This window comes from Fretibacterium fastidiosum (assembly GCF_964642095.1).
Taxonomy (GTDB): Bacteria; Synergistota; Synergistia; order Synergistales; family Aminobacteriaceae; genus Fretibacterium; species Fretibacterium fastidiosum.
In genome coordinates this window covers 1,667,141-1,685,466 of the sequence record NZ_OZ209244.1, presented here as the reverse complement: position 1 = coordinate 1,685,466, position 18,326 = coordinate 1,667,141, and the positions used below count along the sequence as shown (strand labels likewise).

General features: G+C 66.2%; 18 protein-coding genes. 4 read left to right on the top strand and 14 right to left on the bottom strand.

All coding sequences use genetic code 11. The annotated features are described in order from the left end of the window. Window positions 1-18: 18 nt before the first annotated feature. Both ACK28C_RS07460 and ACK28C_RS07455 read right to left on the bottom strand, forming a co-directional pair. Window positions 19-3,222 carry an AAA family ATPase gene (locus ACK28C_RS07460; RefSeq protein ID WP_015556353.1) on the bottom strand — a complete coding sequence of 1,068 codons (3,204 nt, stop codon included), beginning with the start codon at window positions 3,220-3,222 and terminating at the stop codon, window positions 19-21. A gap of 1 nt (window position 3,223) precedes the next feature. Beyond that, window positions 3,224-4,429, bottom strand: a complete 1,206-nt coding sequence (locus ACK28C_RS07455; protein ID WP_015556354.1) for an exonuclease SbcCD subunit D — start codon at window positions 4,427-4,429, stop codon at window positions 3,224-3,226. A 279-nt stretch (window positions 4,430-4,708) separates the two neighbouring features. Here ACK28C_RS07455 and ACK28C_RS07450 point away from each other — a divergent pair, with 279 nt between their 5' ends. The 4 genes from ACK28C_RS07450 (at window position 4,709) to ACK28C_RS07435 (ending at window position 7,961) form a co-directional block, all read left to right on the top strand. After that, window positions 4,709-5,302 (top strand): hypothetical protein, encoded by a 594-nt coding sequence (locus ACK28C_RS07450; protein WP_015556355.1) that lies wholly within the window; start codon window positions 4,709-4,711, stop codon window positions 5,300-5,302. A 318-nt stretch (window positions 5,303-5,620) separates the two neighbouring features. Next, window positions 5,621-6,250, top strand: coding sequence for a cupin domain-containing protein (locus ACK28C_RS07445; RefSeq protein WP_015556356.1), 630 nt, complete (start codon window positions 5,621-5,623; stop codon window positions 6,248-6,250). Between the two features lie 47 nt (window positions 6,251-6,297). Continuing rightward, complete coding sequence (locus tag ACK28C_RS07440) at window positions 6,298-7,035, top strand: ABC transporter ATP-binding protein (RefSeq protein WP_015556357.1); 738 nt, start codon at window positions 6,298-6,300, stop codon at window positions 7,033-7,035. Next, complete coding sequence (locus ACK28C_RS07435) at window positions 7,035-7,961, top strand: SufD family Fe-S cluster assembly protein (RefSeq protein ID WP_015556358.1); 927 nt, start codon at window positions 7,035-7,037, stop codon at window positions 7,959-7,961. Before ACK28C_RS07440 ends, ACK28C_RS07435 begins: the two co-directional genes overlap by 1 nt. Before the next feature lie 89 nt (window positions 7,962-8,050). On the opposite strand, the gene ACK28C_RS07430 is transcribed toward ACK28C_RS07435, so the two are convergent. The 12 genes from ACK28C_RS07430 to lpxD all read right to left on the bottom strand — a co-directional run bounded on the left by ACK28C_RS07430 (window position 8,051) and on the right by lpxD (window position 18,320). Beyond that, window positions 8,051-9,007, bottom strand: coding sequence for a D-glycerate dehydrogenase (locus tag ACK28C_RS07430; RefSeq protein WP_015556359.1), 957 nt, complete (start codon window positions 9,005-9,007; stop codon window positions 8,051-8,053). Between the two features lie 31 nt (window positions 9,008-9,038). Beyond that, on the bottom strand, window positions 9,039-9,617 hold the full coding sequence (locus ACK28C_RS07425; RefSeq protein ID WP_015556360.1) for a peptidylprolyl isomerase: 579 nt from the start codon (window positions 9,615-9,617) through the stop codon (window positions 9,039-9,041). Between the two features lie 71 nt (window positions 9,618-9,688). Then, the gene (secF, locus tag ACK28C_RS07420; protein WP_015556361.1) at window positions 9,689-10,555 is read right to left on the bottom strand and encodes a protein translocase subunit SecF; all 867 of its coding nucleotides are present in this window, start codon (window positions 10,553-10,555) and stop codon (window positions 9,689-9,691) included. 13 nt (window positions 10,556-10,568) lie between these two features. Next, window positions 10,569-11,972: a protein translocase subunit SecD gene (gene secD, locus ACK28C_RS07415; protein WP_015556362.1), complete on the bottom strand. Its 1,404-nt coding sequence runs from the start codon at window positions 11,970-11,972 to the stop codon at window positions 10,569-10,571. A 93-nt stretch (window positions 11,973-12,065) separates the two neighbouring features. Continuing rightward, window positions 12,066-12,488 carry a preprotein translocase subunit YajC gene (gene yajC / locus ACK28C_RS07410; protein WP_015556363.1) on the bottom strand — a complete coding sequence of 141 codons (423 nt, stop codon included), beginning with the start codon at window positions 12,486-12,488 and terminating at the stop codon, window positions 12,066-12,068. A gap of 136 nt (window positions 12,489-12,624) precedes the next feature. Next, window positions 12,625-13,002: a RidA family protein gene (locus ACK28C_RS07405; RefSeq protein ID WP_015556364.1), complete on the bottom strand. Its 378-nt coding sequence runs from the start codon at window positions 13,000-13,002 to the stop codon at window positions 12,625-12,627. Window positions 13,003-13,122: 120 nt separating this feature from the next. Next, window positions 13,123-13,404: a S4 domain-containing protein gene (locus tag ACK28C_RS07400; protein WP_015556365.1), complete on the bottom strand. Its 282-nt coding sequence runs from the start codon at window positions 13,402-13,404 to the stop codon at window positions 13,123-13,125. 13 nt (window positions 13,405-13,417) lie between these two features. Beyond that, on the bottom strand, window positions 13,418-15,040 hold the full coding sequence (pgm, locus tag ACK28C_RS07395) for a phosphoglucomutase (alpha-D-glucose-1,6-bisphosphate-dependent) (RefSeq protein ID WP_409152007.1): 1,623 nt from the start codon (window positions 15,038-15,040) through the stop codon (window positions 13,418-13,420). A 94-nt stretch (window positions 15,041-15,134) separates the two neighbouring features. Then, on the bottom strand, window positions 15,135-15,938 hold the full coding sequence (gene lpxA / locus ACK28C_RS07390) for an acyl-ACP--UDP-N-acetylglucosamine O-acyltransferase (RefSeq protein ID WP_208872891.1): 804 nt from the start codon (window positions 15,936-15,938) through the stop codon (window positions 15,135-15,137). Further along, complete coding sequence (gene fabZ / locus ACK28C_RS07385; RefSeq protein WP_243440584.1) at window positions 15,935-16,390, bottom strand: 3-hydroxyacyl-ACP dehydratase FabZ; 456 nt, start codon at window positions 16,388-16,390, stop codon at window positions 15,935-15,937. The genes lpxA and fabZ overlap by 4 nt, the downstream gene beginning before the upstream one ends. A gap of 38 nt (window positions 16,391-16,428) precedes the next feature. Beyond that, window positions 16,429-17,277, bottom strand: a complete 849-nt coding sequence (locus ACK28C_RS07380; RefSeq protein ID WP_409152006.1) for a UDP-3-O-acyl-N-acetylglucosamine deacetylase — start codon at window positions 17,275-17,277, stop codon at window positions 16,429-16,431. Further along, complete coding sequence (gene lpxD / locus ACK28C_RS07375) at window positions 17,274-18,320, bottom strand: UDP-3-O-(3-hydroxymyristoyl)glucosamine N-acyltransferase (RefSeq protein ID WP_409152004.1); 1,047 nt, start codon at window positions 18,318-18,320, stop codon at window positions 17,274-17,276. Before lpxD ends, ACK28C_RS07380 begins: the two co-directional genes overlap by 4 nt. Window positions 18,321-18,326 lie beyond the last annotated feature (6 nt).

Here is an 18,326-nt window from a genome sequence, read left to right as displayed (position 1 = left end):
CTCTCCACCAGCAGCCCGTCAGCTGATCTGCCAACGGACCCGACTGCCCTCCGAGTCCTTGCTGACGATCAGCTGGTCCTCGATCTCCTGCTTCAGCTCCGTCACGTGGGAGATGATGCCGATGAGGCGGCTGCCCGCTATCCGCTGCAACACCCTGACCGCCTGATTTCGCGTTCGGTCGTCCAGGGAGCCGAAGCCCTCGTCGATGAAGATCATATCCAGGCTGATCGACGAGGCGCTCTCCTGGATCAGGTCCGCCATCCCCAGAGCCAGCGAGAGGGCCGCCACGAAGGACTCGCCGCCGGAGAGCGTCCAGACCCTCCGTTCCCTGCCGGTGACGGAGGAATAGACCACGAGGTCCAGCCCCTGATTCCTCCCCTCCCCCGCCTGGTCCTCCTGCACCAGGCGGAGCTCGAACTGCCCCGCGGTCATGTCCTGAAAGCGGGTGTTCGCCGCGTGCAGGATTCGCTGCAGGTAGTGCCGCTGCACGAAGGTCTCAATGTCCATGCGGGCACCCGACTCCCTGCCCCCCAGCCCCCGGTGCAGCCCGTTGAGCCGGGCGTGCTCCCGCGCAACTTGCTTCCGCTCCTCCATCCTCGGCGACAGGGCGCAGAGGGCGGCGTCGTCCGCCTCAAAGGCCCTGTCGAGTCGCGCCCAGGCGGCCCGGGCCTTTTCCAGTTCCTCTTCCGCCTTGTCCCTGGCTCTTTCCAGGTCTTCCATGACGGGCTTCTCACGTCCGTTCACGGCCTTCAGGGCCGCGTCGCGCGCGCCCTCCGCAGCCGCCTTTTTCTTGCGGTGCGCCTCCACCTCATCCAGCAGCTCGCCCACGTCTTCCCGACCGTACCGGCGAACGGTCTCCATCCAATCCGCCTCGGACAGCTTCTTCTCGTCCATGAGCGCCTCGTAGGCCTGTCTGCGCCGCTCCGCCTCCTCCCTCTGAAGGGGCAGTTCCTCCGCGAACCGGGCGATCGCAGCCTCCGCGTTCTCCAGCGAGCTCCGCGCCGCCTGCGCCGCCTCGCGAGCGGCCTCGAAGGTCGAGTCCGCCTTCCGCTTCGCGACCCTGGCCTCGTCGAGGGCCGACTGCGCGTCCGCCACGGTCGCGTAGTCCCGCTGCCCTTCGAGGCCCCTGAGCTCCGCCTCGGCGGCGGCGAGGGCGCTCTCCGCCTGATGAGCCGTCCGAACCGCCTGATCGACGGCGATCGTCAGTGCCTGCCGCTGTTCGTCCACGCTCTTCAGGGACTCCTTGATGCGGCTCAAAGCCTGCGCGCCCTCCTGAAGCGCAACCCCTTCCGCCCGGATCCCGGCCCTCCAGCTTTCCAACAGCGCCCGCACCTGATCCAGGCTCGGCGCTTCCGACGCCTCCGGAACGCTCCTTGCCAGGCGCTCCTGCAGGCGTGCCAAGGCCCCCTTCAAGGTCCTTTCCTTCTCCTCCAGGAGGCTCAGGGCGGAGCCCGACGCCGTGGAGCGCTTCGTCAGGTCCTGCTGCAGGCTCGCGACCTCCTCGGCCAGCGCATCGACGACCTCCCGGGTCAAATCCCGGCTGCCCTCCGGCAGCAGGCAGGGGCGCGGGTGATCCAGGGAGCCGCACACGGGACAGGGCTCGCCCGGCCTCAGCTTTTCCCAGGCGATGAACCCGGCCTGGGCGTCCAGGAACTCCTCCTGTCTTCGGACGTACTCGTCCCTCTTGCGGTTGTACTCCTCCCTGACGGAGGCATACTCCCCCTGCAGCCGCTCCGTCTCCGCCCTCTGCCGTTGGGCGTCCCGTCCGGCGTCCTCCGCCAGGGACACCTCCACCATGAGGTCCTCCGCCTCCCTTCGTCGGACCTCCCAGTGCGCCAGGCGCAGGTCCGCACCCTCCAGCTCCTTCTCCCGCGCCCGCCACGCCGCTTCCCTGGCCTCGAAATTCATCAGAGCGTCTTTGGCCTGGAGCGAGGTCATCTCCGCCGCGCTGAGCGCAGCGCGCCACTCCTCGAACCTCTCCGTTGTGGCGCGGATCCGCTCCAGCACTTGAAGCGCCCTGCTCACGCGCTCGGACACTCGCGTGAACTCCTCGATCCCCGCCGCCTGGACGGACCGGGCCTCTGCCTCGGAGGCCTCCGCCCGCTGGCGGTCCAGGTTGAGGTCCGGAAGGGACCCCTTCAAATCCGCCAGCTTTCTCTCCGTCTCCGCCGCGGCCTTCTCCGCGTCGCCCATCCTCTGATGCAGGGGCTGAATCTCGCAGGCAGCGTTGATCTGGATCATCAAGCGGCCTGCCTCCTGAATTCGCCCCTCCTCGGCCTCACATTCGGCAAGCGCCCTCTCCGACCTCTCCAGCTCCTCAAAGGCCCGTGCGAGGTCCTGAGCCCCGGTGTAGGCGTCGCGCGCCTCGTCCCGCCGCCTGCCCGCCTCGTACCGCTCCGACGCAGCGAGGGCAGCTCCTTCCTTGAGCCTGCTGCAGAGGGCGCTGAGCTCCGCCAGAAGGGCCTCCATGTCCATGACCGTCCCTCCCTCGGAGGTCAGGAGGCGAGAGCGTATCTCCTTCAGCCGCTCCATGCCATCGAGCTCCTCCGGGATCACGACGTGTCCCGCCTCGGCCTGAAAGGCGCTGCGGATCTCCGTCACCCGTTTGGCCGCATCGTCCAACCGGCGTTTCAACTCATCCACGACGTCCTGATAGAGCCGGGTGCGGAAGAGCTTCCGAAAGATGTCCTTCTTCTTGTCCGCTCCAGCGCAGAGCAGCTCCATGAACTCCCCCTGGGCGATCATGGCCACCTGCATGAACTGCTCCTTCGTCAGCCCGACGATCTCTCCGATCTTCTGGTTCGTCTCCCGCAGATTCCCGGTGTACACCAGGCCGTCCGGCATCGAGAGGGAGACGGTCTCCCCCTTGGGCCTGGAGCCGGCCTTCTGTTTCAGCGACTGGTGGCAGCGAGGGGTGCGGGTCACGGTGTAGTGCCTCTTCTCTCCACCGTGGACCTCCGAGAAGGTCAACTTCACGAAGGGCTCGGTATCCAGGTCCGCGAACTGACTCTGCAGGTCCTCGCCCTGCCGCCTGCCCCCGCTCCTGCCGCTTGCGCTCGTTTCCCCGTAGAGGGCGAAGACGATGGCGTCAAAGATCGTGGTCTTGCCCGCGCCGGTGTCCCCGGTGATGAGGAAGAGCTTTTGGTTCGGCCGGGTGAAGTCCACCGTCGTCTCCTTGTTGTAGGAGCCAAACGCCCTCATGGTGAGTGTCAGCGGTCTCATCTCAGTGCGCCTCCTGAACGCTGTTGATCACATCCTGAAGGAGCGAGCGCTCCTCCTCGTCCAGCTCCCTGCCGCCCCACTGTTCTTTCAGAAAGGAGCCACAAAGCTCAAAGGGGCTCATCTCCGCCTCCGCCGCCCCCCGCCCGGCACGGTCGCCCGCCCGTTGCGGGAGCTCCCGCCGGATTTCGAGGAGGTTCGGGAAACAGGCGCGAAGGCGATCCTGCATGTCGAGGACGTCCAGGTCCTCCTTGTCCGTCAGGACCACCGTCACGTAGTCCTCGCACCCCTGGCCCAGGACCTCGGAAAAGGCGCCGGTTATGACGCGGACCTCGCGGAGCGGGGTCAGGGGCAGGACGGAGGTCTTCACAGAGCCCTTTTCCCCCAACTCCACCACGATGATGCCCTTTTGCTGCCCCGCCTCGCTTACGGAACAGGCCAGAGGTGTTCCACAGTAGCGGCAGCGCTCGTTGCCGACCTCCATCGGCTTATGCATGTGCCCCAGCGCCGCGTAGTCAAAGCGCTCCAGGACGTCCGACCTCACCCCGTCGATGTCGCCGACGGTGCGCACCTCGGAGTCCATGCGCTCCACTCCCGACGGGACGGCCCCGGAGGGCAGGTAGAACTGGTGGCTCACCAGGACGTTCCGCTGCTCCGGGTCGATCGTCTCCCGATCGATCAGCCGGTGCAGCGCCTCGTCGTAGGAAAGGCCCCGCGGCGTTGCGTCCGCAGCCTCATCCCCGCCGCCCGATGCGTCTGCGCCCGCATCCAGGACGAGCCTCACCATGGAGGGCTTCACGAAGGGGAGCAGGTAGAAGTTCACGGGGCCAAACTCGTCCCAAAGCACCACCTTCTCGATGAAATCCTCTGGGGTCCGGGGCGGGAGACCCACCATGTGGATTCCCCGCCGCTGCAGCACGCTTCGAAAGAGGTTGACCCGCGGGCCGCTGTCGTGGTTGCCGCTGATCATCATGATCTCCGCCGTGGGGACCGCTCCCGCAAGCTTCGAGACGAAGCGGTCGAAGAGCTCCACCGATTCGACGGAGGGGATCGCCTTATCATAGATGTCTCCGGCGACGACGACGGCGTCGGGGCTCACCTCCCCGGCAGCCCTCACGATCTGGTCAAGGACGTACTCCTGATCCTCCCGAAGGTCCCGGTTGATGAGCTTCAGGCCGATGTGCAGATCCGACAGGTGAAAGAATTTCATGCGCGCACTTCCTTTTTGCACTGATTTTAAACCTCAGCACGACGCCCTCAGGACTTCGTGGGATCGCACCTCTCCGTACTATTGCATATATCTTACCGCAAATTCCATTTTGGAGGGCCGAAAACACAACCGCTCCGGCCACCAAACGCTGTGTCGTGGCGCTCAGCCTTGCCCGAAACGACGAGCGCGATCTTGACAAAGTGGCGCTGTGCCGTTAAGTTTAAGCCGTGACGGCCCTTTGCCGACAACACAGACTTTGAGTTCAGGAGGCGTTATGTCATGAGGAGTTCGCTGCTGCAAAAGTGCCTGCTGTCGATGGCGGCCCTGTCCTGCCTGGTCCTCTCCGCGTCCCGCGGGGTTGCCGCGGAGCACTGGACGGAAGTGTTTTTCAATCGATGCCTGGCCCTGGAGAAACAGGCCATCTCCCTGGCGGAGAGGACGATTCGGGACGACAAGCCCTCCGCAGAGCCATCCCGGTACTGCCCCCTGGAGGAGAAGGACATCGACGACCTGTGGTTCCTGGAGTGGAAGAAGAACGGGACGACCGTCTCGGGGGCCTCTCAACAGAAGGGCGGAAAGTACCACCCCTACGGGATTGAAATAAGAGATCCCGACATCGTCTTCCCCGGCGGGATCCGCGTGGGAGCCGGCACCGAGGTTTTGGAAAGCTACTTCAAAGGCTGCCTGAACCGCTCCGACTACCCCGAGGACTTCGACTCGGAATATCTGGAGTACGAGAACGAGCTGCCCCCCTCCGGAACCGCCTCCATCGGCTACCTGGAGCAAAACTCCGCCTTCCTCATCGAGTGCAAAGGCGGCAGGATCACCTCGATCGCCTACGGGGTGCCGGTCGACATGATGCGCCTGTATTAGGGCCTCCCAAACGACGGGCTGAGCGGCGAGCGGAAAACGCGAGCGTCGCGCTGTGGGGGTCAGCCCCAAAACCGTAGGCAAAGTTTTTAACGTGTGGTGGAGACAGGTTTTGCGCGTTTTTCGCTGCACCTGACGGGTGAAAAATCAAAATCGGCTTAACCTGTGCGACGACGGGCTTGAGCCTCGATCAAGTCGTCACAACCTGTGGATTTGGGTCAGCCTTTTTCCCTATACTGAATCCGTATCTCGAGATATGGAAACCTTACTCCCTTTGTATTATACTGGAAAAGTCAAGAATCACAAAAGGGAGGCGTTCGTATGAAGACTGGCCCCTTCAGCCTTGCAGCGGAGAACCCTGCCGTCCCCGGCTGCACCCTGTCCGGCAAGGTCATCCAGGACACGTTCGTCTTTTCCATGGCGGAGGGGACGGACATCAGCCCTGAAAGCTATCCGGACCACAAGCTCTGGCTGGTCGTCCACGGCAGCATGTGCGTCGTGGCGGGAAGGGAAATCCCCCTTGGCGCCGGACAGGGCTACGTGACGCCCGTGGGGATGCCCGTGGGGATCAAGGCCGAAGCAGACAGCGTGTACGTCGAGGTGTCGTTGAGAAAGGAGACCGTGATGAACCCTGTTTTGAAGGACAAGGAAGTCTTTGAGCTGAAGGACCTCATCCCCTATCAGGACGGCAAGATCGTGAACCTGGACCTCCTGAGCTCCCCGAAGATGAAGTTCGTGGTGATGAGCTTTGACGAGGGCACCGGCTTGTCTGAGCACTCCGCGCCCGGCGAAGCGTTGGTCTTCGCCCTGGACGGCAAGGCGATCATCGGGTACGAGGGGAAGGAGTACCCCCTCCGCGCCGGCGAGAACTTTCGCTTCCAAAAGAATGGACGGCACTACGTCAAGGCGGACGGCCGGTTCAAGATGGCCCTGCTGTTGGTCCTGGAATGAACCGGTAAAATAATTATCATCCAAAGACTATCGCGGGGGGCGAGGTCATGTTGGAACTGCGGAACCTGTCCTTCTCCGTCGACAACGACGGGGTCAGGAAAGAGATCGTCCACGACCTGAACCTTATCGTGGACGACAACAAATTTGTCGCGATCACCGGTCCAAACGGAAGCGGGAAATCCACGCTTGCCAAACTGATCGTCGGGATCGAAAAGCCGACCGAAGGTCAAATCCTCCTGGACGGCCTCGACATCACGAACATGGGGATAACGGAGCGCGCAAGGAAGGGGATGGGCTTTGCCTTCCAGCAGCCCGTGCGCTTCAAGGGCATCACGGTCCACGCGCTGCTGCGGCTGGCTTCCGGTAAAGACCTCTCGGTCTCGGACGCCTGCGACTACCTCTCGGAGGTCGGGCTGTGCGCCCACGACTACATCCACAGGGAGGTGAACGCCTCCCTGTCCGGCGGGGAGCTCAAGCGCATCGAGATCGCCACCGTCCTCGCCAAGCACTCCCGGCTGACGGTGTTCGACGAGCCCGAGGCGGGGATCGACCTGTGGAGCTTTCAAAACCTCATTCGCATCTTCGAGTCCATGCGCAGGGGGATCAGGGACAGCTCCATCATCATCATCTCCCACCAGGAGCGCATCCTGAACATCGCGGACGAGATCGCGGTCCTCACCGACGGGACGATAGAACGGCACGGCACGAAAGCGGAGGTCTTTCCGGACCTGGTGGGGACGGAAGCCGCGCAGGGCCCGTGCAGCAGATTGAGGAGGGGCGTGTGATGGAAAAACTGACGGAGGTGCAGAAGCGTCTGCTTCGCGAGGTGGCGGACCTCCATGACGTCCCGATGGGAGCCTACAACGTTCGCGCCAACGGAGGGCTCGCCGGCAGGAACAACACGGCGAACATCGACATCGTCTCAAAAGAGGACGGCAGCGGGATCGACATCCACATCAAGCCCGGAACCAGGCGCGAGAGCGTCCACATCCCGGTGGTCCTCTCCCAGAGCGGGCTGAAGGAGACGGTGTACAACGACTTTTTTGTCGGCGAGGGCAGCGACGTCACCATCGTCGCGGGGTGCGGCATCGACAACTGCGGCGTGCAGGATTCGGAACACGATGGCGTTCACCGGTTTTATGTCGGCAAAAATGCGAAGGTCAAGTACGTGGAAAAGCACTACGGCTCCGGGGACGGCACGGGCAAGCGCATCCTGAACCCGGTCACGGAGGTGTACATGGAGGAGGGCAGCTCCGTGGAGATGGAAATGGCGCAGATCAAGGGCGTCGATTCCACCAACCGAACCACCCTTGCCGAGCTGAAGAAGGACGCGCGGCTGGTCGTGCGCGAGCGCCTGATGACCCACGGAGAGCAGCACGCGGTCAGCACCTACAAGGTGACCCTCCAGGAGGAGGGCGGCAGCGCCGACGTCGTCTCTCGTTCCATCGCCAGGGACCGATCCTATCAGAGATTTGACGCCTGCATCGTCGGGAACGCCCCGTGCAAGGGCCATACGGAGTGCGACTCCATCATCATGGACGAGGGGACGATCCTCGCCGTGCCCTCCCTCGAGGCGCATCACGTGGACGCCTCGCTGGTCCACGAGGCGGCGATAGGGAAGATCGCGGGCGAACAGCTGATCAAGCTGATGACGCTGGGGCTGACCGAACAGCAGGCGGAAGAGGAGATCATCAACGGCTTCCTGGCGTGAGGTGCCGGCAGGCCCCCTCATCGGTCCGCGCAGGCGACCGCTGACCTGAGTCCATACACGGGGACGGGCGCAGCCCGTCCCCTCTCGATCTACGCCCTCACGAGGTTCGGCGGCTCCTGCCCGGCCAGGGCGGCGGCCACGTTGCGCACCACCATGAAGCCCATCTCCGTCCGGGTGCCCACCGTCGCGGTGCCGACGTGGGGCGTCAGGACCACGTTGTCCAGCTCCTTGAGCCCCGGCTCCACCTCCGGCTCGTTCTCGTAGACGTCCAGCCCCGCCGCCAGGATCCTGCGCTCACGAAGCGCGCGCACCAGCGCCTTCTCGTCCACCACGGGGCCGCGCGAGGCGTTGATGAGGATGGCCGTCGGCTTCATCATCCCAAGCTCCGGCTCCCCGATCAGGTGGCGCGTCTCGGGCGTCAGCGTCACGTGCAGCGAGACGAAGTCCGCCGTCCGCAGGAGCTCCTCCTTCGTGACGAAGGTTCCTCCCGTCTCCGCCTCGAACTCGGAGGAGCGGTGGCGCCCCGCGTAGATCACCTTCATGTCAAAGCCGCGGGCCTTCCGGGCGAAGTTCAGCCCGATGCGCCCCGCGCCGATCACCCCCAGGGTGCGGCCCGTGATGTCGGCCCCCAGCATGAACTCCGGCGCCCAGTTGAAGCTCCCGTGGCGCACGAGGCGGTCCCCCTCCGGGACGCGCCGTGCCGCCGCAAAGAGCAGCGCCCACGCCAGGTCGGCCGTGGCATCCGTCAGGACGCCAGGCGTGTTGGTGACGGCGATCCCCAGCCTCCGGGCCTCCGCCAGGTCGATGTTGTTGTACCCGACGGCGTAGTTGGCCAAGATACGGCACTGCGGCCCCGCCGCCTGCATGACCTCGGCGTCGATGGCGTCGTTCAGCATGCTGATGACGCCGTCACAACCCTTCACCCCGCTCAGAAGCTCCTCGCGCGAGGCCGGACGGTCCTCCTCGTTCGCCGCGTACTCGCACACCCTGCCCAGCTCCTCCATCACGGGGCGCGGCAGCATGCGCGTGACGTAAACCTTCGACATCGAAATCCCTCCTAAAAGCGCCTCTCAGGCGCTACTCCTTCGGCTCCTCGACGACGACGGACTGCATCACGACGTCCTTCACGGGTCGATCTCCCCGGGCGGTCTCCACGTGCCCGATGGCCTCGACGACCTCCATCCCCTCGACGATCCGGCCGAAGATCGCGTGCTTGCCGTCCAGCCACGGCGTGGGGACCAGCGTGATGAAGAACTGCGATCCCCCCGTGTTGGGGCCCGCGTTGGCCATGGAGAGGACGCCGGGGGCATCGTGGGCAAGGCCCGGTCCGAACTCGTCCTCGATCTTGTACCCGGGGCCGCCCGTGCCCGTGCCCGTGGGGTCGCCGCCCTGAATCATGAAGCGGTCGATCACGCGGTGGAAGATCACGCCGTTGTAGAAGCCGCGCCGGGCCAGGTCGATGAAGTTACCGGCGGTGACGGGCGCCAGGTCCGTGTAGAGCTCCGCCTTGAACTGCCCCATGTTGGTGCTGAACACCGCCACGGGTCGGCGGGGCGCCTCCTCCTCCGCCGCGCAGGCCGCGCGGGGAAGGAGCAGCGGACAGCACACCGCCGCGGCGGCGCAGAGAAGTTCAAGGAAAATTTTCATCGTCTTCATTACAAAAGATCTCCTCTCAAAAAAATCGGGGCCCGCCGACGCGGGTCCCGAAATCTTTCGTCAACGCGCCCCTACCGCGACTCGGGGCGGGCTTTGTACCACTCGATGAGGGCGCCCGTCGCCACTAACATGGAGCTGTAGGTGCCCGCGATGATCCCCACGAGCATGGCGTAGCTGAAGGCCTGGAGCACGGGTCCACCCCACACACACAGGGCGATGACCGGGAAGAGCGTCGTCAGCGTCGTGTTGATCGTGCGCGCCAGGGTCTGGTTGACGGAGTCGTTCACCAGCTTTTCGATGCCGTCGCGGCCCAGGTCGCGCCAGTTCTCACGGATGCGGTCCAGGATGATGATCGTGTTGTTGAGGGAGTAACCGACGATCGTCAGGATGGCCGCGATGAAGGAGGAGGAGACCTCCATCTGCGTGAGGCTGAAGAACCCCAGGGCGATGAGGACGTCGTGCACCAGGGGCACCACGCTCACCACCGCGAAGCGGAAGCGGAAGCGCACCGTGATGTAAATCAGGATGGCGACCAGCGCGATGGAGACGCCAATGACCGCCTGACGGCGGAGCTCGCCTCCCACGACGGGCCCCACCTTCTCGTAGCCCGAGACCTTCATGTCGGGGAAGGCCTTCTGAAGGACGGAGATCACCTGCTCACGGCTCTCCTCGGTGTCCTCGTTCGTGCGGATGATGACGCCCTTTTCGCCGAACTTCTGGATCATGGCCTCCTGGGCCACGACGCCGGAAACGACCTTGCGGACCTCCGCCACCTCGGGCAGGTTGTCGAACTCCAGCTGGATCACGTTGCCCCCCGTGAAGTCGATGCCGAGGTTCAAGCCCCGGGTAAAGAGGAAGGCCAGGCTTGCCAGGACCAGGACGGCGCTCAGCGACAGAGCGGGCCTGCGAAGCGCCATAAAGTTGTAGTTTCTGTTCATCGCAATCCACTCCTTAGCTGCGCTTCAGCGCGTTCTGCCGGCGGCTGACGAAGAGCTGCAGCAGGGCCCGCGTCACGACGACGTTGGCGAACACGCTGGCCACGAGGCCGATGGAGAGCGTCACGCCGAAGCCGCGGACGGACCCCGATCCGAAGTGGAACAGGACCAGCGCCGCGATGAGCGTCGTGATATTCGAGTCCAGGATCGTCACCAGCGCCTTGCGGAAGCCGGCGTCCAGGGCTGCGATGGGCGTCTTGCCCGAGCGGACCTCCTCGCGGATGCGCTCGTAGATCAGGACGTTGCCGTCCACGGCCATGCCCAGCGTCAGGATGATGCCCGCGATGCCGGGGAGGGTCAGCGTGGCGTGGAACGCGATCAGCCCGGTGAAGATCAGGAGGATCGTCACCACCAGCGCCACGTCGGCAGCCAGCCCCCGGAACCTGTAGTAGATGAGCATGAACACCAGCACCATGGCCGCGCCAAAGAGGCCGGCCTGCATCCCCTGCCGCACCGAGTCCGCCCCCAGGCTGGGCCCGACGGAGCGGTTCTCCGCGATCTCCACCGCCACGGGCAGCGCACCGGCCTTCAGCATGATGGCCAGCCGCGAGGCCTCTTCGGCCGTGAAGCGTCCCGTGATCTGGGCCTCTCCGCCCGAAATGCGGTCCTGGACCACGGGGGCCGAGATCACGACGTTGTCCAGCACGATGGCGATCTGTTTCCCCACGAGGCGGGCCGTGGCCTCCTCAAAGAGCTTCGCCCCCTCGGGGCTGAAGGAGAGCGACACGCCCATGCGTCCCAGCCTGTCCGGATTGACGGAGGCCGTCTCCAGGTCCTTTCCCGACAGAAGGCTCTTCCCCAACAGGTAGAAGCGGGCCGCCTCCCCCTCCTCCTCCTCGCTCGGAGCCACGATGGCGCCCTCGATGCCCCTGGCCCGCGCGGCGAGGTCCGCGCTGGAGTTGCTCTGAGCCTCCACCGCAGCGCGCCAGCGCTCCTGGGCCTGGCTGAACTGAAGGTCGCTGTCATAGTTCTTCCGCTCAGGCGCGGAAAGGGTCGAGGCGGTGACGTCCATCACCTCCCGGAAGTCCATCTGCGCCGTCTTGCCGATCAGCTCAAGGGCCGCCTTGGGGTCCTGGATCCCCGGCAGGTCGATGATGATCCTGTCCTCGCCGCTCTTCTGGATGATGGGCTCCGCCACGCCGTACTGGTCCACGCGGTTGCGCAGCACGGCCAGAAGGCGGTCGATGCTGTCCGGCCCCACCGGGTTCTCCGGCGTGTCCTTCGCCTGAAGGACGATGTGAGCCCCGCCCCTCAGGTCAAGCCCCTGGTTGATCCGCCCCTTTATCGGCCACGAGTAGGCCAGGGCGGCAACGATCACGATCAACACGACCCACAGCCGCAGTCGATCCCTACGATTCATGCTTATCCCCCTGCATCAAAAAAAGCCAGCCGCCCCACGGGCGGGCGCGGCGTTCCGGGGGCGGCTGCGAGGCCGCCCCATGCCAACGCTCTCCTAGTCCTTCTTCTCTTCGGCTGCGGGCTGCCCCTGGGCCGGCGTCCGCTTCGTCTGGACCGCGGACCTCAGGATGCGGACGCGGACGCCCTCTCCCATCTCGATGAGGAAGGTGTCGTCCCGAACCTCCTTCACCGTGCCCAGGAAGCCCCCGATCGTGACGATCTGATCCCCCCGCCCGATGCCGGAGAGCAGGGATTCGTGTTCCTTCTGACGCTTCCTCTGGGGACGGATGATGAAGAAGTAGAAAATGACCACGAAGATGACCAGCGGAAAGAGCATCCCCATCAGGCTGGCCTGCTGCTGGGGGGCGGCGCCTCCCTCTCCCGACGGCGCCGACGCGCCGCCCCCGAAGAGCGACCCGCAGGGCGAAACCGCCGTCGTCTGCTGCGCCGCCTCCGGCGCTGCTGCTGTGTCTGCCATGAAAATACCTCCCCTGAATTTTTAAAACAGCACCTCCCGGCGGGCAACGATCTTCCGCCGAGAGGCAGAACCTCAAGCCTCAGGAGGCTCGCGAAGTTTGATTATAACAGATTTCGAGGGCGCGGAGGGCCTGGAGCTACCTCTTCCAGGCCACCACCTCGATCTCCACCAGAACTTCCTTCGGAAGCGCCTTGACGGCCACGAAGGACCGAGCCGGGGCCTCCGCGTCAAAGTACTTGGCGTAGACGCCGTTCACGGCCGCGAAGTTCGCCATGTCCGTCGCGAAGACCGTCGTCTTCACCACGTCCTTCAGGCCGTAGCCGGCGCTCTCAAGGATGGCCTTGACGTTCTCCAGGGACTGCTTCGCCTGCTCCTCGACGCCGCCCTGGACGACCTCACCTTTGGCGTTGGCCGGGATCTGTCCGGACACGTAGAGGAACTCTCCGGCCTGGATGGCCTGGCTGTAGGGACCTATCGCCGCAGGGGCCTTGTCGCAACTGATGATCTTCTTCATGAGACATACCTCCAGAATGATTTAAGATAAAGACGACCGCACGGACCCGAAGTCCGCGCGTTTCAAGAACGCCGCACTATTCTACAACTTTTACGGTCCTTCGGGCACGCTCCCGCGGGCTCACTCTCCCCAGGGGTTCTCGTCCGGAGAGACCGGACGCTCCTCGACCTGTTCCCAGCTCACGGTCCCGGGCCGCTTCAGGAGCGCCTCCTCCGCGCACAGCACGCGCGCCTTCAGCACCCGATTCATGTAGGCCACCTCCAGGACGCTGCCCTCGCGCACCTCCGAGGCGGGCTTGCAGGGCCGCCCGTCGATGCGCACCGCCCCCAGCTCCGCCATCTCCTGAGCCGCGCTGCGGCGCTTGACCAGGCGGGCCATCTTCAGGAACTTATCGACTCGCATCGCGCACCCCGCCTCAGGCGATCGACGCCACGATCTCCTGAGCCTCCTGCTGGATGCGCTTCAGGTGATCCGGCCCTTTAAAGCTCTCCGCGTAGATCTTGCAGAGGTCCTCCGTCCCCGATGGACGCGCGGCGAACCAGCCGCCCTCCGCGACGACCTTGAGGCCGCCGATGGGTGCGTCGTTGCCCGGCGCCTTCGTGAGCCGCGCCACGATGGGGTCCCCCGCCAGCGCGTCGGTCCGCACCGCATCGGGGGAGAGCTTCGCCAGCGCAGCCTTTTGTTCCGGCGAGGCCGGCGCATCGATGCGGGCGTAGCAGGACTCTCCGTACCGCTCCGTGATCTCCTTGTAATGCTGCGCCGGGTCCTTCCCCGTCACGGCCGCGATCTCTACGGCCAGCAGGTCCAGGATGATGCCATCCTTGTCCGTCGTCCACACCGAGCCGTCGCGGCAGAGGAAGGACGCCCCGGCGCTCTCCTCGCCGCCGAACCCCATGGAGCCGTCCAGGAGCCCCTCGACGAACCACTTGAACCCGACGGGGACCTCGCAGAGCCTGCGGCCCATCCCCTCCGCCACCCGGTCGATGATGGAACTCGACACCACCGTCTTGCCCACCGCGGCGTCCGCCCGCCAGCCCTTGCGCGTCCCAAACAGGTGGCGCACCGCCACGGCCAGGTAGGCGTTGGGGTTCATCAGCCCCGCGGGCGTCACGATGCCGTGTCGGTCGTAGTCCGTGTCGTTGCCGAAGGCCACGTCGAATCGGTCCTTCATCTTCAGCAGGTTCGCCATCGCACAGGGCGAGGAACAGTCCATGCGCACCTTGCCGTCGTGGTCCAGGGGCATGAAGGAAAAGGTGGGGTCGATCGTCCGGTTGACGACCTCCAGGTTCTCGATGCCGTAGACCTCGACGATGGGGTCCCAGTACTCGATCCCCGCCCCGCCGAGGGGGTCCACGCCGACGTGCAGGCCGGAGCGTGCGATGGCCTCCATGTCCAGGACGGAGGCCAGGGCCCGAACGTAGGGCATGACGTAGTCCTCGAAGTGCGTCGTCTCCAGCTTCACCGCGCGCTCGAAGGGGACCCTCTCGATGGAGCGAACTCCCCCGCGGATCAACTCGTTGGCGCGCCGCTGGATCCGCGACGTGATCTCCGGGGACGCGGGGCCCCCGCTCGGCGGGTCGTACTTGATGCCGCCGTCCTCCGGAGGGTTGTGGGACGGCGTGATCACCAGGCCGTCCGCCACGGCTGCCCCAACCTCGCGGTTGTGCGCCAGGATGGCGCGCGAGATGACGGGCGTCGGCGTCGGGGCAAACCCCTCCTGCAGCACGACGTCCACGCCGTTCGCCGCCAGGACCTCCACGCAGGTGCGCAGCGCGGGCTCCGACAGGGCATGGGTGTCCGCCCCGATGTAGAGCGGCCCCAGGATGCCCGCCTCCCTGCGGTGCTCGGCCACGGCCCGGGCGATGGCCAGGATGTGGGCCTCGTTGAAGCTGCGAAGCCTGGAGGAGCCGCGATGGCCCGACGTGCCGAACGCCACCTGCTGGGACCGGGCCTCCGGGTCCGGCTCCAGGGTGTAGTAATCGCTGATGAGGGCTGGAAGATTCACCGGTTTGCGCGCGGCCTCAGTGACCTTTTCCATGGTTGCAAAAACCTCCTCATTGGGAACTCTATCCAAAATCCATGCCCTGGCACCCACCTGAGGCTTCAGGAGAGCGCGTCCTGCGCACGACGGCTCAGTCCGACTCCGAGCCGTGTCCCCAGAACGTGACGCCACGGCGGCTCCCCTCGTAGAAGTCGATGACGTTTTGGACCTCCGGGATGAAGGCGTCCCGCCTTCTCCTCAACTCCTCCAGGGAATCCGTGAAGCGGCAGTCCCTGCGGTAAAGCTCTCGATAGAAGGCCCGGATGGCCTTCCGCGTCTCGGCGGAGAACCCGGCCCGCTTCAGCCCCACCGAGTTCAGCCCCTCGATGCGCAGGGGCTCGCCCGCCGCCAGCGTGTAGGGGGGGATGTCCTTCGCCACGCGGTAGAGCCCCCCCACCATGCAGTAGCAGCCGATGCGGACGAATTGATGGGCGCCGGCCATGCCGCCGAACACCGTGTGGTCCCCCACCTGGACGAAGCCGGAGAGCCCAACCTTGTTGGCGATGGTGACGGCGTTTCCGACGTGGACGTTGTGCGCCAGGTGGACGCCCTCCATGATGAGGCACCCGTTCCCCACCACCGTCTCGTTGTCCTCGCCCGTCGCCCGGTTGACGGTGACGTTCTCGCGGATGACGTTGTCGTCGCCGATGCGCACCCGGGACGCCTCTCCCCTGTAGCTGTGGTCCTGGGGATCGCCGCCCAGGGCGGTGTACTCGTAGACGTGGCAGTTTCGGCCGACGGTCACGCCGTCGTGGACCGTGACGAAGGCGTTCAGCACCGTCCCCTCCCCGATGACGACGCGGGAGTCGATGCAGCAGTACGGGCCGACGCGGACGCCATCCCCCAGTTCCGCCCCCCGCGCGACGATGGCCGAGGGATGGACGTCGACGCTCACTTCTCACCCTCCTCGCGCCTGTTCAGGGTCGACCCCACCATGAAGATGAACTCGCCCTCCGCCACCACCTCGTCGTCCACGTAGCCCGTGACCTTCGCCCTGCCGGCAACGCCCCTGAGCCGCGTCAACTCCGCCTTCGTGACCAGCCGGTCCCCCGGTCGCACGGGCTTGCGGAAGCGTGCCTTGTCCACCCCGGCGAGGAAGGCGATCTTCCCCGTCTGTTCCTTCCCCAGCCGGACGGCCACCAGCACGGAGGCCACCTGCCCCATGGCCTCCAGGATCAGCACGCCGGGCATCGTCGGGTCCCCGGGGAAGTGGCCCTGAAAGAAGGGCTCGTTGATCGTGACGTTCTTGTAGCCCGTGACGTGCGACTCGTCGTACTCCGTGATGCGGTCCACCATCAGAAAGGGATAGCGGTGCCGCAGCGTGTTCATGATCTCAATGATGTCCAAAACCCCATACCTCCTCGCAGGGCCCATCCCACGGGGGATCACGCCTGTCTCTTCACCAGCGCCCGAAGGCGCTCCGCCATCTGCAGGTGCAGCTCATGCCCCGCCTTCACAGCCACCAGGTGGGCACAGAGCGGACGCCCCAGCGCCGCCAGGTCGCCGATGAGGTCCAGCGCCTTGTGCCGGACGAACTCGTCCGGCCAGTGCAGCCCCCCCGACGCCCGCGCCGAGGCCCCCTCCACCAGGATGGCGTTGTCCAGCGTCCCCCCCAGAGCCAGCCCCTGCGCCCGCAGCGCCTCGATCTCCCGCGCCATGGCGAAGGTCCGGGCACGGGCGACCCGCTCCAGGAAGCCCTCCGCGCTCCAGGAAAACTCCAGCATCTGCACGCCGATCACGGGCGCATCGTAGCGGACGACGCAGGTGACGTGAAGCCCCTCCGCGGGGAACGCCACGACGAAGCGGGACTCGTCCCCCACCCGGAGTGAGGCGGAGAGGCTCAGGGGGGCCGGGGCCTCCCCGCAGGGCTCCGAGTTCTCCATAACGGCCGCGCCGACGCGGGCCGCACAGCCGTCCAGCGCCGGCATCTCCCCGCCGTCCACCTCAAGCCGGGCCCCCCAAACTCCGAGGCCCGTCAAGGCGGCCAGGACGTGCTCGCAGGTCCGGACCCTGCGGCCGTCCGGGAAGAGGTAGTCCGACCCGCGTCCGCTTCCGGACAGGGCCAACGCCTCGAGGGGGGCCTCCTGTCCCTCCGAGGCCAGGACGATGCCTCCCTCGGCCGGCAGGATGCGCAGACTGCACTCAAGCCCCGAATGCAGGCCCACGCCGCTGAAGGAGAGGGGGCGGACCAGACGGCGATACCGCCCCGCGCCCGCTGCGTCCAGGGGGCTCACCTTTTTTCCTCCCTCAGCCCCTCCCGCTCCCCAGAACGGCCCTCGAGACGACGCTCCAGGCTTCGGAGCCGCTTGAAGAGGGCGGGAAGGTCCGCAGCCAGCACCAGGGCACGCCGGGCCTCCTGGTGGGGCCGCGCCGGGAAGCCGGACATCACGGCCCCGGCGGGAACGTCGTTCGTGACGCCCGTCCGGGCCGCCAGCACGGCGCCTCGACCGATCGTGACGTGGTCTGTGATCCCGGCCTGCACGGAGAGCGTCACCCCGTCCTCGAGGACGGAGCTGCCCGCGATGCCCGACATGGAGCAGAGGATGCAGCCGCGCCCTACGCGCACGTTGTGCCCCACCTGGACGTGGTTGTCGATCTTCGTCCCGTCGCCGATGACCGTGTCCCCCATCGTGCCGCGGTCCACGGTGGAGCAGGCCCCGATCTCCACGCGGTCGCCGATCTCCACCCCGCCGATCTGAGGGACCTTCACGGGGCCGTCCGGCGAGGGCAGGAAGCCGAAGCCGTCGCAGCCCAGGACGCAGCCGGAGTGCAGGATGCAGTTCCGCCCCACGCGCACCCCGTCCAACAGGACGGCTCCGGGCTCCAGGATCGTCCCGGCCCCCACGCGGCATCGCGCGCCGACGAAGGCCCCCGCGCCGACCTCCGCTCCGCCCTCGACCACCGTCTCCGGCCCCACCACGGCGTGAGGCCCCACCCAGGCGTCGGGGTCCAGGGAGGCGTCCGGGTCCACCACCGCCGTGGGGTGTACGCCGCGGCGAACGGGACGCTCCGGCTCAAAGAACGCGAGGAGCTTCGGCAGCGCCTCCCGCGGGCGGTCGGAGGCGATCCCGTCCCGCCCCTGCTCGAACAGGGCGAGGGGGGCCAGGATGGGCACGTCCTTCCCCACCAGCGGCAGAGACCGCTCCTCCCACACCGGGCAGATCGTCCTCTCGTTCGCCGTGCCGGGCGCCGCGGCCAGGGACACCGTCCTTTCCCCCCTGCCGACGACCTTCAACCCAAGCTCCCGGGCCAGGGCGTTCAGGGTGACCTCCTTCATCGCACT